The sequence below is a fragment of the Enterococcus sp. AZ048 genome (genome assembly GCF_051715125.1).
Taxonomy (GTDB): domain Bacteria; phylum Bacillota; class Bacilli; order Lactobacillales; family Enterococcaceae; genus Enterococcus_A; species Enterococcus_A gilvus.
This window is the reverse complement of sequence record NZ_JBIOTD010000001.1, coordinates 783,253-797,656: the sequence shown is the minus strand read 5'-3', so window position 1 is coordinate 797,656 and position 14,404 is coordinate 783,253. Positions and strand designations below refer to the sequence as shown.

The 14,404-nt window shown below is 41.9% G+C and carries 13 protein-coding genes; 1 reads left to right on the top strand and 12 read right to left on the bottom strand.

What is annotated here, in order from left to right:
• The 4 genes from IGI66_RS03995 to IGI66_RS03980 all read right to left on the bottom strand — a co-directional run bounded on the left by IGI66_RS03995 (position 1) and on the right by IGI66_RS03980 (position 2,722).
• On the bottom strand, positions 1–921 hold the full coding sequence (locus IGI66_RS03995; RefSeq protein ID WP_044926416.1) for a PhoH family protein: 921 nt from the start codon (positions 919–921) through the stop codon (positions 1–3).
• Positions 922–1,501: 580 nt separating this feature from the next.
• Positions 1,502–1,948: a GatB/YqeY domain-containing protein gene (locus tag IGI66_RS03990; protein ID WP_010781513.1), complete on the bottom strand. Its 447-nt coding sequence runs from the start codon at positions 1,946–1,948 to the stop codon at positions 1,502–1,504.
• A 21-nt stretch (positions 1,949–1,969) separates the two neighbouring features.
• Positions 1,970–2,146: a 30S ribosomal protein S21 gene (rpsU, locus tag IGI66_RS03985; protein WP_002356740.1), complete on the bottom strand. Its 177-nt coding sequence runs from the start codon at positions 2,144–2,146 to the stop codon at positions 1,970–1,972.
• 138 nt (positions 2,147–2,284) lie between these two features.
• On the bottom strand, positions 2,285–2,722 hold the full coding sequence (locus IGI66_RS03980) for a Fur family transcriptional regulator (RefSeq protein WP_010781514.1): 438 nt from the start codon (positions 2,720–2,722) through the stop codon (positions 2,285–2,287).
• Between the two features lie 85 nt (positions 2,723–2,807).
• Here IGI66_RS03980 and IGI66_RS03975 point away from each other — a divergent pair, with 85 nt between their 5' ends.
• Complete coding sequence (locus IGI66_RS03975) at positions 2,808–3,662, top strand: pyruvate, water dikinase regulatory protein (RefSeq protein ID WP_010781515.1); 855 nt, start codon at positions 2,808–2,810, stop codon at positions 3,660–3,662.
• Between the two features lie 5 nt (positions 3,663–3,667).
• Here the strand turns inward: IGI66_RS03975 and IGI66_RS03970 are convergent, their stop codons facing one another.
• The 8 genes from IGI66_RS03970 to IGI66_RS03935 all read right to left on the bottom strand — a co-directional run bounded on the left by IGI66_RS03970 (position 3,668) and on the right by IGI66_RS03935 (position 14,395).
• Positions 3,668–4,594, bottom strand: a complete 927-nt coding sequence (locus IGI66_RS03970; protein WP_438847672.1) for a homoserine O-succinyltransferase — start codon at positions 4,592–4,594, stop codon at positions 3,668–3,670.
• Between the two features lie 3 nt (positions 4,595–4,597).
• Complete coding sequence (locus tag IGI66_RS03965) at positions 4,598–5,869, bottom strand: O-acetylhomoserine aminocarboxypropyltransferase/cysteine synthase family protein (RefSeq protein WP_114524007.1); 1,272 nt, start codon at positions 5,867–5,869, stop codon at positions 4,598–4,600.
• 593 nt (positions 5,870–6,462) lie between these two features.
• The gene (gene thrB / locus IGI66_RS03960) at positions 6,463–7,326 is read right to left on the bottom strand and encodes a homoserine kinase (RefSeq protein WP_086305537.1); all 864 of its coding nucleotides are present in this window, start codon (positions 7,324–7,326) and stop codon (positions 6,463–6,465) included.
• Positions 7,323–8,381 (bottom strand): threonine synthase, encoded by a 1,059-nt coding sequence (gene thrC / locus IGI66_RS03955; protein WP_010781519.1) that lies wholly within the window; start codon positions 8,379–8,381, stop codon positions 7,323–7,325. The genes thrB and thrC overlap by 4 nt, the downstream gene beginning before the upstream one ends.
• Before the next feature lie 2 nt (positions 8,382–8,383).
• Positions 8,384–9,673 (bottom strand): homoserine dehydrogenase, encoded by a 1,290-nt coding sequence (locus IGI66_RS03950; protein ID WP_010781520.1) that lies wholly within the window; start codon positions 9,671–9,673, stop codon positions 8,384–8,386.
• Between the two features lie 127 nt (positions 9,674–9,800).
• Complete coding sequence (locus IGI66_RS03945; protein WP_010781521.1) at positions 9,801–10,088, bottom strand: ArsR/SmtB family transcription factor; 288 nt, start codon at positions 10,086–10,088, stop codon at positions 9,801–9,803.
• A 13-nt stretch (positions 10,089–10,101) separates the two neighbouring features.
• On the bottom strand, positions 10,102–11,826 hold the full coding sequence (locus IGI66_RS03940) for a phospho-sugar mutase (RefSeq protein WP_438847668.1): 1,725 nt from the start codon (positions 11,824–11,826) through the stop codon (positions 10,102–10,104).
• A gap of 178 nt (positions 11,827–12,004) precedes the next feature.
• Positions 12,005–14,395: a DEAD/DEAH box helicase family protein gene (locus IGI66_RS03935; RefSeq protein WP_438847666.1), complete on the bottom strand. Its 2,391-nt coding sequence runs from the start codon at positions 14,393–14,395 to the stop codon at positions 12,005–12,007.
• Positions 14,396–14,404: the final 9 nt, after the last annotated feature.

The window sequence follows — 14,404 nt, the reverse complement described above, 5'->3', positions numbered from 1 at the left end:
CTACTTTTCTTGGTGTCGTAGGTTCTCTTGTTCATAGGCTTCGATGATCTCTGCAACAACCGGGTGTCTTACAACATCCCCCGTTTCAAAGTTTACGAAGCGAATTTTTTTGATTCCCTTTAACGTTCTTTCCGCATGGATCAGACCACTGACTTGGCCTCTCGGAAGGTCCACCTGAGAAGTATCTCCATTGACGATCATCTTAGAATTAAACCCAAGACGCGTCAAAAACATCTTCATTTGTGAGATCGTCGTATTTTGCGCCTCATCTAGAATAACGAACGCATCATCTAATGTACGTCCACGCATATAAGCCAAAGGCGCAATTTCGATGACGCCCCGCTCTAATAGACGGTTGGTATGCTCTACACCAAAAATTTGATGCAGCGCATCGTACATCGGACGCAAATACGGGTCTACCTTTTCCTTTAAATCGCCTGGCAAGAAGCCCAGACTTTCTCCTGCTTCTACTGCTGGACGCGTCAAAATAATGCGTTGGACTTCTCCCTTTTTCAACGCAGCAATAGCCATCACGATCGCCAGATACGTTTTCCCAGTTCCGGCTGGGCCAACACCAAATACTACATCTGATTTTCGTACGGCTGCAATATAGCGGCTCTGCCCAATATTTTTAGGGCGAATAGGCTTCCCATTACGATCCTTCAGCAATTCTTCTTCATACATCATAATAAATTCATCCAAGTGATCTTCGCGTGCGAGACGCAATGCGGTCATGACGTCAGGCGTAGCCACCTTGATGCCGCGATCAATCAGCAATTGCAATGTACGGATCACATCACCCACCAGCTTGGTTTCATCCTTTGGTCCAATAATCTGGATCATTTCACCGCGAGTATTGATCGTCGTTTCTGTATTATCTTCTAAAAATTTTATGTGCTTATCATGGGTACCTAAAAGCATACTGATGTCATCTTTCCCATCAAGCTTTATTTCTAACGACTCAAAATCGTTGCTATTCAACAAGCGCTCATCCCTTCGTAAATCATTCCTTCTTATAATACCACACTCTAAATAAAAGAAAAATTGTCTAAACTTTAGTTAAAAACAACCTAATAAACAAGTGAGCTTACTAAAAAAATGAGTCATTTCCAGCTAAATCCCGTCACTTACGAATAATGAGAGGGATTGACCAAATTTTTTTCTTGATTAGAGTTCCCCTATTATAATAGATGACTTCCATTTTTCAAGAGCCTAGCCAAGATTTCTCCCTTTGCATGCTTTTACCCCTACTAATATCCATTTATGTTGCCCAAGTTCTGAAAACTATAGAAGCCTAACGGGCAGCTAGCTCATTCTGTCTGAATTCATTTTTCCAAAAGCGGAAAAAATGATTTTATTTTCGTACGCATATCCTCCAACTAAACAGCTTGCTCACTGTTTGAATTTTATCAACTTTTTTTGACCTCATACTTTGTTAGACTGCGAAAAGTTGGACTGACAAAAAAAGCCGAGAGATTCTTCTCTCGGCTTTCATTATTGCTTACTTATTTAGAAGCTCTTTGACGATTGCATTGACTTGATTGCCATCGGCTTTACCTTTGACTTTCGGCATCACTGCGCCCATCACTTTACCAAATTCCTTTGGTGAAGTCGCTCCTGTTTTTGCAACTGCTTCTGTAACGATTGCACGGATCTCCTCTTCAGAAAGCTGAGCTGGCAAATAGTTTTCAACAATTACGATTTCCTTTTTGACTTTATCGGCCAAATCGGTGCGATCAGCTTTTTCAAACTCGGCTAAAGAGTCTCGACGCTGTTTCATCTCACGAGATAAAACTGTCAGTTCTTCTTCGTCGTTCAAATCCTGACCTTTTTTGATCTGCTCATTTTGAATCGAAGCTTTAAGCATCCGGATCACTTGCAAAGTCTCTTTGTCTTTTGCTCGCATCGCTTGCTTCATGTCTTCATTCAAGGTAGTAAGTAGTGACAATAGAATCACTCCGTTCACAGACTAGAATTTCTTACGTTTTCTAGCTGCTTCTGATTTTTTCTTACGTTTCACGCTTGGTTTTTCATAAAATTCACGTTTGCGAGATTCTTGTAGAGTCCCTGCTTTTGAAACGGAACGTTTGAAGCGACGAAGAGCATCGTCAAGAGATTCATTTTTACGAACCACTGTTTTTGACATATAAATTCCCTCCCTCCGGGCTTGAAATGTAACCGTTTTTGTTATTGAAATGTACTTCCAAACAACAAGACCGTCCATAAGTTATTATATCCAATGGGCTATTTTGAGTCAAGGCACTGAAGAATTTTAATTCTTAATTTATTCATTAACTTTTTGGCATTTTTCACATCGGCCGTATAGCTCAAAGCGATGTCCTTCAATTTCACAGCCATCCAGCTGTTCTTTAAAAAAGTTCATTGGGCACATGTGGATCTCTTTCGTCATTCCGCAAACGGTACATATAAAATGATGATGGTGCTCAAAATTTTCACTGCAACTGAATCGGAACTTCATTTCACCCTGTAATTCAGTATCCTCGATCAGGCCGATTTCACAAAATTCTCTCAAATTACGATAGACGGTATCATAGCTCAATCCTGGAAATTGATCGTTTAAATAATCATAGACTTCACGAGCAGCAACATAGCGATTGGATTTGATTAAATAATCGAGTAATGTTTCACGTTTTTTTGTGTATTTAAAGCCATTTTCTTTTACCTTCGACAAGGCCTTTTCTAATAAAGTCGTCTGTGTCATGGTATCCCTCGTTTCAAAGTGTAATGATTCCGAATAAACAATATGGTATAATAAATTATTCTTGATTGCAAGGGAGATTATTTTTATGAATAGCGAAAAACAAAATGAGTTAGTCACTATTTTCATCATCTCCGATTCTGCTGGGGAGACTGCATCTAAGCTTGCCCAAGCCTCGATGGCACAATACCCTACCGTAGAATTTTGTCTCTTCCGTCGTACCTTTGTTCACACGGAAGAATTATTGATGAAAGCTTTAAATGATGCAAAAGCCGAAAACGGTATGATCATTTATACATTGATCGATCCAAAATTAGCAAAAATCGCAAAGGAATTTTGTGAAGACAAAGACCTGTTTACAATGGACCTGTTGAATCCTGTCGTCAGCGAGATCGGCCGACGAGCACATCTTGAACCGACGGGCGAACGAGGTGCCTTGCACCATTTAAATGAAAATTACTTCAAACGGATCAAAGCGATGGAATTTGCAGTCAAATATGACGACGGAAAAGATCCCCGCGGATTTTTAGAAGCAGATGTTGTGCTGCTTGGCGTATCCAGAACTTCAAAAACGCCATTAAGTCTATATTTAGCAAATAAAAACTTAAAGGTCGCCAACTTGCCGTTGATACCGCAAGCGCATATTCCAAAACAACTCTTTGAAATTGATCCGAAAAAAATCGTCGGATTGACGAATGATCCAGAAGTGCTGATCGGTATCCGCAAAGAACGCATGCGTGCCTACGGATTGAATCCTGAAACAGCCTACTCCGATCGTGAAAAAATTCAAGCGGAGCTCAAATTTGCCAATGAGCTTTATCACAAATTGGGCTGTGAAATCATCAATGTTGCAACACTCTCTATTGAAGAGACCGCTGCTATGATCATGAGTGCCTTAGATTTAGAAGACCATAGTTATTACTTTATGGAAGAAGAAAGCTGAGATCTTTACGATCCCAGCTTTCTTTCTTCTTGTAATTCACGAATCCGCTCTAGACGATACGGAGTTATTTGATAGACGTCATTTAGCCAGTTGTGATAAAACAACTGTGCGTGAGCCCGCCAATAATTGTAGATTTTCCCGTTCTCATAATAATTTGCAGGCTTGGCCGTGTCCAATCCACGTTCATGATCCCGTAAGTATTCCTTTTCCAAGGTATCCGTTGCGTACTCGAAATGCCCCATTAGGAAAATGTCATGCTCATCTTCAGAGATCAAGATCGCTGATCGTTCGTTCTCATCTTTGGCGATTACCTTGATTTTTTTCTGACGAACTTGCTCTTCATTGATTCCCGTATAACGAGATTGCGGCATCCAAAAACGGTCATCAAAGCCTCTAAATAAACGAAAGTGGTGTTCAATGTCCTGTTTAAAGATTCCAAACAACTTCTCCTCAAAGGGAACCTTTTCCACTCCGAAATGATAATACAAACCGGCTTGTGCTCCCCAGCAAATATGCACGACCGACGTTACAGAAGTCTGGCTCCATGCCATAATTTCTGCCAGCTCCGACCAGTAATCCACTTCTTCAAACCTCATTTGTTCAATCGGAGCACCTGTGATGATCAATCCATCATAGCAAGACTCTCTCACCTGTGAAAACTCCAGATAAAACTTATCTAAATGATTTTTACTTGTATTTTTATGCTCATGGCTTGCTACCTTTAAAAAGTCCACATCGATCTGTAAAGGGCTCTGACTAATCAATCGCAACAGATGGATTTCGGTATCGATTTTATTCGGCATCAAATTCAAGATCACTAATTTCAGTGGACGAATGTCTTGATGCTCCGCTCGAGAGTTATCGATCGCAAAAATATCTTCAGATTCTAAAACAGACGTTGCTGGAAAATCTGGCTTCAAACGAATCGGCATACATTACCCCTCCAATTTGTCAAAAGCTTGGCGCAAGTCAGCAAGAATATCCTTTACATTCTCAATTCCACAGGATACACGAACCAATCCTGGAGAAATTCCCGCTTGATGCAGCTCTTCATCCGTCAGTTGACGATGTGTCGATGTTGCAGGATGCAATGCGCAGGTTCGTATGTCTGCTACGTGAACTTCTAATGACACTAATTCTAGCGCATCTAACCATTTCGCTGCTGTTTCTTTCCCATCTGCAAACTCAACTGAGATCACACCGCATAATCCGTTTGGAACATATTTTTGAGCCAATTCATAATTTTCATCGCTTTCCAATCCGGGATAATAAACCTTTTTAATCGCCGGCTGCTGGTTTAAAAAGTTCGCAATCGTCAATGCATTCTCATAATGACGATCCATCCGAACCGGCAAAGTTTCCATGCCAAGATTAAGTAGGAATGAATTTTGCGGAGACGGTGTCGCCCCTAGATCCCTCATCAGTTGAACACGCGCTTTCGTAATATAAGCAGCTTCTCCAAATTTTTCTGTGTATACGATTCCGTGGTACGTTTCATCTGGTTCCGAAAGCTGCGGGAATTTTCCGTTGTTCCAATCAAAATTTCCACCATCCACAATCACGCCACCTGTTTGCACTGCATGACCATCCAAATATTTTGTTGTACTATGGATAACGATATTTGCACCAAATTCGATAGGACGACAGAAGTATGGCGTCGCAAACGTGTTATCAATAATAAAGGGAACAGCTAATTCTTTGGCGATCGTCGCAAATTTTTCTTGGTCCAAAACTTTCACCGCAGGATTCGCGATCGTTTCACCAAAAATAGCTTTAGTGTTTGGTCTCGCCGCCTTCAGTATTTCTTCTTTTGAAGCATCTTGATCGATAAAAGTTACTTCGATACCCATCTTTCTGAATGTATGGGCAAATAGGTTGTAGGTCCCGCCATAGATGTAGCTGGAAGAAATCAAATGATCGCCGGCTTCTAAGATATTCAATACCGCATAGAAGGTAGCTGCTTGACCAGAAGATGTGCATAAGGCGCCCACCCCACCCTCAAGCGCTGCGATTTTTGCTTCCACTGCACCTGTCGTTGGGTTCGCCAACCGAGTATAAAAATAGCCGGCTGCTTCCAAATCAAACAATTTTCCGATCTCTTCCGTAGACTCATAAGCGTAGGTCGTGCTCTGAACAATTGGGAGCACCCGAGGTTCCCCATTCTCCGGTTGATAGCCTGCATGTAAACATTTTGTTTCAAATTCCATAATTATTCCCTCCTGTTTTCGATTGATTTTTTCATTTATTTTAATAAAATGCATGATTCTCATACGCATATGATTTCGCTATCCTGCTGAAGCTCACAGTCGATTCAGAATCCAATTGAGGTATAAATTTTTTACAAAATTTATTCTTATCTTCTTCGACATATCATTCTGCTAAACGAGTTATTCCATACATTTTCTAAGGCCCAATTCCCCGGTCGAATTGTACTAAACTGCGAAAATCAGAACTGACAGCTAATTCGAGTTAGAAGAGCCATTTTTCTAAAGAGCAGAAAAATGCATGATTCTCATACGCATATGATTTCACTATCCTGCTGAAGCAGGAAGTGAAACTCACAAAAAACTCCCGTCTTTTCATATTGAAAGGACGGGAGTGCCGTGGTACCACCTTAGTTTACCAGTCTCTTGCAAGACTGATCTTGTGTCGTATTGCTACGAACTGCTGTAACGGGCATTCCCGTGTCTGATAAAGACAATTGCTCCAAGGCCATCTTCCAATGAATCGCTGCTGCTTCTTCTCAATTCCCGAAGCTCTCTGTCAAGTCCGATTCCTTGTACTCTTCTCTTCAACGCAATTAAAATATTTGGACGCCTTCTTTTTCAACAGAAAGCACATCGATCATTGCTTCATGGTCAAAGGCTTTCAAGGCTGTGACCAGTTTTTCTGTATTCTCAGGCGGTGTCAAAACTAAGACTGTTGGACCTGCTCCGCTTAAAAAGCTGCCGTACCCGCCATAAACTTTACAAAACTCTCGAATTTTCTTCAAATGAGGAACTAAATGCTGGCGGTGACTTTCATGCAAAATGTCTCGCTCCATCATTTTTCCAGCTAAGGGCAAATTGCCGTTCAAAACTGCTGCGATCATAACATTCCCGATTGAACTGGCTTTTACCGCATCTCGATAAGACATTTCTTTAGGTAAAACAGCGCGACTTTCCGAGGTCAATAACTCATGATTTGGAATGAAGGCAATCACATCGCAATCAGGAAAGGCATGCTTCACAAAATTCACTTCATTATTGTTATAACTCGCCACTACAAAATCACCGCATATTGCTGGGGCGACATTGTCTGGATGCCCCTCGATTTTTGTCGCGTAAGTCACTTTTCTTTGCGGCGTCATCCCTAGATTTCCTAGTCGATTCGCTAGTTCGATTCCCGCTACAACGACGGATGAACTGCTGCCCAGACCTCGAGCGATCGGAATGTCTGAAGTCATCGTGATCTGGTGCGGTGTCAAGTTGGGCGCAAGATCTAACGCCGTTTGGATCAATAAATTCTGTTCATCAGAAGGAATCTCACTGCCTAACTGATGCTTGATCTGCCATTTTTTTGTTTCTGGACCGATATCGATCGTCAAATATTGGGAGAGCGCGATACCACATGAATCAAATCCTGGGCCTAAGTTTGCACTAGTGGCTGGGACGCGGATTTTCATAGAGAAGCCACTCCTTCACGTAAGTGTCGGCGCATGTCCTCCAAGTCACTCATCTTATTAATCGTGATCGTTGTTTCGTTGATTGCTGTATCTGGGTCTTTCAAGCCGTTTCCAGTGAAGACTGTCACTACCGTTTCACCAGGCTTGATCCGTCCATTTTTCACGTGCTGGATCACACCTGCCAGTGAAGCCGCTGAGCCTGGCTCAACAAAAACACCTTCTTGTGCTGCAACTTTGCGATAAGCATTCAAAATTTCCTCATCTGTCACTGAATCAATATGCCCCTTCGATTCGTCGCGGGCTGCTTCGGCCAACTTCCAGCTAGCTGGATTACCGATTCGGATTGCTGTAGCAACCGTTTCCGGCGCTTCAATAACTTCACCTCTCACGATCGCAGCGGCCCCCTCGGCTTCAAAACCGTGCATACGCGGCAAGGCTGTTCCTTTTTTCTCATGCCATTCTTTGAACCCTTTCCAGTAAGCAGAAATATTTCCAGCATTTCCCACAGGGATCGCCAATACATCTGGCGCTTTTTCTAGTTGTTCACAGATTTCAAAAGCGGCTGTTTTCTGTCCTTCTAAGCGGTATGGATTTACTGAATTGACTAACGCTACCGCTTCGGTCTCAGCAATATCACGAACTGCCTTTAGTGCTTCATCGAAATTTCCAGGGATCGAAATGATGTCCGCTCCGTAAGCAATCGCTTGGGCCAATTTACCCATCGCGATCTTGCCGTCAGGAATTACGACATACGCTTTGATACCCGCACGTGTGGCATAGGCAGCCGCGGCTGCACTCGTGTTGCCTGTCGATGCACAGATGATCGCCTTCGCACCATCCTCTACCGCTTTGGCAACTGCCATCACCATTCCGCGATCTTTAAATGATCCTGTAGGATTCAGCCCTTCATATTTTCCGTATAAGGTAATCCCCAGTTCTTCTGATAAATTCTTTAAAGGAATGAGCGGGGTATTTCCCTCCGCCAGAGCAATCTGAGGCGTTTTATCTGTGATTGGCAAATATTCTTTGTATTGCTTTAATAGACCTTCGTACATGTTTATTCCCCCATAACTTTCATCAACGATACTACTTTATATGTTGTTTTTTCTTTGATTTCTTCTTGGATTTGGTTCATCTTTGTCTCTGATGTCTCATGTGTGACCACGACAACACGTGCATTTTCCCCATCCGCTTTTTCCTGAACAACTTGTTCAAAACCTACTTGCGTCTGCGTCATAATCTCAGCAAGTTTCAAGAATTGTCCCGGTTCGTCCGGCATTTCCAGCGATAAAAAGTATTTACTAATATTTTCACTCGGCGACGTTAATTTAGTTGGCTGCGTATACCCTGTAAAACGATGGCCCACTGTATTTTTCTTCATCTTGTTAGCGATCGTCATCAGATCTGCAACGATACTTGTTGCTGTCGGACGTGCCCCCGCACCAGGTCCATAATACATGGACTCACCGATTCCTGAGCTCTTAACAAAAACAGCATTCATTTCATTGTGGATAGAGGCGAGTGGATGCGTATGAGGAACCAAAACGGGTCCGACTTCCACTGAGATCGTGTCCTCTTTTTTGATGGTTGAACCGATCAATTTAACGGTGTAACCTAGCTGGTCCGCCACCAGAACATCTTTTGCAGCGAGTCCTCGAATTCCTTTGATTTTGACTTGATCCATCGTAATAGACATACCAAATGCAAATTTACTTAAAATAACCATTTTATATGCCGCATCAATCCCGTCGACATCGTTTGTCGGATCGCTTTCCGCAAAGCCTAGTACCTGTGCTTCCTTCAATGTTTCCTCATACGTACGATGCTCCTGCACCATCTTTGTCAGCATATAGTTTGTTGTGCCGTTGACGATCCCTAGGACTTCAGTAATATCATCCGCCGCTAAACTGTTGGCGATCGTCCGCAAGATCGGGATACCGCCAGCAACGCTTGCTTCGTAGTACAAATTACGTTGCTGCTCACGTGCTAGATCCACTAGCTCACTGCCATGCTGAGCCAACAAGTCTTTGTTCGCTGTCACCACATGCTTGCCAGCTACTAAAGCTTCCTTGATGAATGTCTTAGCTGGTTCGATACGCCCCATAACCTCTACGACGATATCGATCTCTGGGTCATTCAGAATCGCGTCCAATTCGGTAACCAGTTCCAAATGATATTTCTCCGCTAACGCACTTTTGTCCTCATTCGGTCGAATCAAGGCTTTCGTTACAAGCAAGGGGCCGCCAATACTTTTTTCAATTTTCTCTTGATGATCTGCCAAAATCTCTAAGACACCGGTACCTACCACACCTAAACCTAATAAACCCACCTTGACTGCTTTTTCCATATTCCGCCTCCGTTAAATTACATTCGTATTAAAAGTAATTTCATCGTATTCTAATAGTTAGCTATCAGTATAACAAAATTTTTGTAAAAAAAAAGAGCTTTTCCAAAAATTTTGGAAAAGCCTCTCTTTATTGATGCAAGACGTGTCGAAAGGTCTGCTCTAGAACATCTAAGACATGCTGATCGTCTAGACTATAAAGCATCGCCTTTCCATCACGACGCGCTTTGACTAATCGGTTATCACGCAATAATTTTAATTGATGAGAGACCGCGGACTGCTCCATCGCTAATGTTTCACTGATCGATGACACATTCCGCTCTCCCTCTTTTAGGAACATTAAAATTTTTAACCGTGTCGGATCACTCAAAACTTTAAAAAATTGACTTACTGCTTGAAATTCTTCGTGTTCCTTCATTTATAGCCCTCATTTATTCAGCGATTTTACGGATTGCTTCCTCATAGGTCGCAATTTTTTCTGCAGCAGCCTCATGAGAATCGCCCTTCACGCCGATATAGAATTTGATTTTTGGTTCTGTACCAGAAGGTCGGATGGCTAACCACGTTTCATCTGCCAAGGTATATTTCAACACATCGGAGGATGGCATATCGATGGATTTCTCTGATCCGTCAGCACTCACAGCTTTTGATGTTTTGAAATCTTCCGTTAATACAATTGCTGTATTGGCAAACGATTTTGGTGATTCGCTCCGCAGGTTCCCCATGATCGCTTTGATTTCTTCGGCACCCTTTTCTCCGCTAAGTGTAACCGAAATAGTTTTTTCTGCATAGTAGCCGTATTCTTCAAAAATATCCTGCAACCCATCGTACAATGTCTTGCCTTGTTTTTTGTAATACGCAGCTACTTCAGCCAATAACACCAATGCTTGGATCGCATCCTTGTCACGAACAAATGATTTGATCAAATAGCCGTAGCTTTCTTCAAAGCCAAACATGAACGTTTGAGAATGGTCTTCTTCGTATTGTTGGATCTTTTCAGCAATAAACTTGAATCCAGTCAAAACATCGATCATTTTTACTTTATAAGAATCTGCGATAGTCGTTGCTAATTCACTCGAAACGATTGATTTCAAAACGACAGCATTTTCAGGTAATGTCCTTGCTTGTTTGTGCGCTTCTAAAATGTAGCGAATCATGATCGCACCGATCTGATTGCCCGTTAAGACTTCATAACGTCCATCTGGAAGACGAACAGCAGCGCCAAGACGATCGGCATCAGGATCTGTTGCGATCAACAGGTCTGCGCCTTCTTGTTCCCCCAATTTTATCGCATATTCAAACGCGGAATGCTCTTCAGGATTTGGTGATTTTACTGTTGAAAAATCTGGATCTGCAACAGCTTGTTCCGGTACCAGCACAAATTTTTCAAAACCAGCTTGCGCTAAAGCTTTTTCCCCCAGCATTTTCCCAGTGCCGTGTAATGGCGTGTAAACCAGCTTCAGTTCTTTGCCCATTTCGTTGATCAGCTCTTGATTGATCGTTACAGATTTGATTTCTTTCAAATATTCCGTATCGACCTCTTCGCCGATGATCGTGATCAATTCGCTGTCTTTGATTTCGTCATCAGATAATACTTCAATTTCTAACGGATTCTCCACATCTCGTACAAAACGAGTCAATGCATCTGCATCTTCTGGCGGCATTTGGCCCCCATCTTCCCCATAGACTTTGTAGCCATTGTACTCTGCCGGGTTATGAGATGCCGTGATCATGATCCCCGTGAAGGCATTTTCAAAACGAACGGCAAAAGATAATTCCGGTGTTGGCCGCAAGCTTTCAAATACAAATGATGGAATATCATGCTTAGCTAATGTTTTTGCTGCTTCCATAGCAAATTCTGGTGACATGTGGCGTGAATCATAGGCAATCGCTACACCACGACGTTTTGTCTCGGGATCTTGTGTATCCATAAAACGAGCCAATCCTTCTGTTGCTTGACGAATGGTAAAAATATTCATCCGATTGACACCAGGTCCTAAAACGCCTCGCATACCTGCTGTTCCAAATTCTAGCTGTTTATAAAATGCATCTTTTTTACGTTCTGGATCTTCCTCTAAATCTTGTAATTCTTTGCGCATTTTTTCATCTAATTTATCTGAATCAATCCATTGTTCATAAACTTGTTCCCAAGACATGAAACACACCTCTTTCAAAATTTTCTTACCATTTAAGTATACCATTAGTGTTATATTCAGCAAAGAAAACTTACATCATATTCGACTCGCTAGTAAAAAGAAATGCTATTTTTTGTAAAGATTCCCAGAAATACTCGTTTCGTTTATCCCCCTTATTATAAGAAAGATTCTTAAATTATCACCGCCAAATTTTCCGTTCGATAATGGCTAAGGTATCAGAAGCTTGCAGCGTATTCAATCGTGCACGGATCAACTGCTTCCGTCCAGAAATATTTTTTGTATAAAAGATCTCCGCGGATAGCCCCTGTTTTTTTACGGCTGACAAAAAGGTGTATGCTGCCTTTTTATTTTTACTGTAGCGGCTTGGTATTCCGAAGTATTCTTTTTTTATTTTTAGAAGATAGCGCGGCGTGTCGATCTCCCCCAGCAGTTCATCAGCCAATACATTGAATAATTTCTCTTGATGATAACTTGCGACGATTTCGCAGGAAAATGATGCTTCATTCCAATCAATGATCAGAGGTGTTTTCTCAGAAAGTATCCCTTCATCGAAGAGCAATCGATAAAGCGCTCGAATCAACTTCTCCCGCATCTGACAAGAGTTTTCCCAGCTTCTCCTTCTTTTTCTTTCTTTAAAATAGGATGGCAAAATCCCTCTAAAAAAGGCTTGGAACAGAGTTAACGTTTCGGTTCTCTTGACGTTCAACGAGAGTGCTTCACTCTGTCTATCCACTTCTTTCGGCTGACTTCGAACAAACAAAGGCATTGCCAATCGAGACCCTTGCTTCAAGGCGGTCTTCCAAAGCAAGAACTGCTTCTCCCGTTCTTTTGCTCGGTAAAGATTGTTTTGTGTGTAACCAGTGATCGCCTGGCTATCTGGTACATCGGGCAATTCGAACCGTTCAATCCCTGTGGTGATCATAGGTGAATCTTCCATCGAACTTAAGCCTTCAATATAGGTCAAACGCTTCAAAACAGATGAAAAATGTGGCTGTTCTGTAAAGGGGCTATTGGGATAAATAGCTCCGATATGCCAAATATTAGTGAATTTCTCCTCTCCAAATCGCCGCAATCCTCGGCCGCGAATCTGTTGCGTTTGCACATACGAACCGGCCGCATTTCCCATGATGATCGTATTGACAGCCGGACAATTCCACCCTTCACCTAGCAAGCTTACTGTCCCAATCAAAAGATGGATCTCCCCTGTGTTCAGCAGTTGCGTAGCCAGCGCCAATAAGTCACTGCGATTTTTATCCGTCATCGCTAGAAACCTATAGTCACCAAGCGTCTTTTCTCTTTGATATTCGCTATACGCTGAAAAATAGGCTTGGTAAAGTTTTTCATTGATAATGAGAAACTCACCGCAGACCGCTGCCAAAGAGGTTTCCGGGCGAATCAGGTCTTTTAGCGATAAGAAGGCCGGGGCAACCCCATATTCTAAATAAGCCTCTTTCCCAGCTAAAACTTCTTGCTTTATGTAATCAAAGAGGAGGACACACCGAAGTTCGGTTCCCAAATAGCTTTCTTCCTTCACCACGATATGTTCGATTGCTTCCTTCATTAACACGATAGTTGAATGATTCTTTTTTTCAAAATCAGGGAAAAGCTGGAGTTTTTCATCATACAACCAACCTCTTTTTGTGAGGGATTGAAACACCTTTAATTCTGGTGCTGCCTGATATAGATACTGGTACAAATCAACGAGACTTTTTCTTGTCTGCTGAGGGATAGTAAACTTGTTTCGCTTAGTTCCTAATACCCGCCAATGATCCTCACTGAATTGATAATTTTGCTCATTTAAATAGAATAAACAGCTCAAGTAACTCTCAAAATTTTCATAGATAAATTCTGTTTGGGTGAGGGGGTGTTGGATAAACTCCTGAATCAATAAAAAATCCGTCACTTCTTGCTGGCTGCAAAGAACCTTCACGATTTGATTTTGTTTCTCTAAGAATTCATCATATTGCGCCTGCAATTCCTTTGTAACGGGAGCCAAATAAACATAATCCTGATAAGGAGCAAGAACCTCTTCATTGATCAATTCAGAAACAGATATCTCTTCATCAATGGCTCCGGTCAGTCGAATGTACGTACGCCATTCCTTTTGATTTGCATCGAATGGCGGTGTCGCTGTCAGGGCCAGTGTCTGTACCCCCTCAGCCTCTTCTTTCAAATTCAGAAGCAGATCAGACCAGCTTTTCTTTAAATGATGTGATTCATCCATCACTAGAAAGCCAATTTCCTGTTTGGAAAAATAGTCTTGAAGTTCCTTTCTTTTACTATATACATCTTGATAAGTGGTAACAGTGATTCTTTTTGAAGAAAATAGGTCTTCTGAGAACTCCCATTGTGGAAAATTCTTCTGAATCACTTCGATCCATTGTTTTTTTAATAGTAATGAAGGGACGAGAATCAACGTTTTTCTTTGAATCTTCTCTACAAGCGCCATTCCTAAAATTGTTTTTCCTGATCCCGGTGGCGCAACGATGTGGATACTGTCATTATCCAAATAATGAGCCAATTGATCCATTACTCGTTGCTGGTATGCACGTAATTTTATCCTTGACACAGGCTTTCC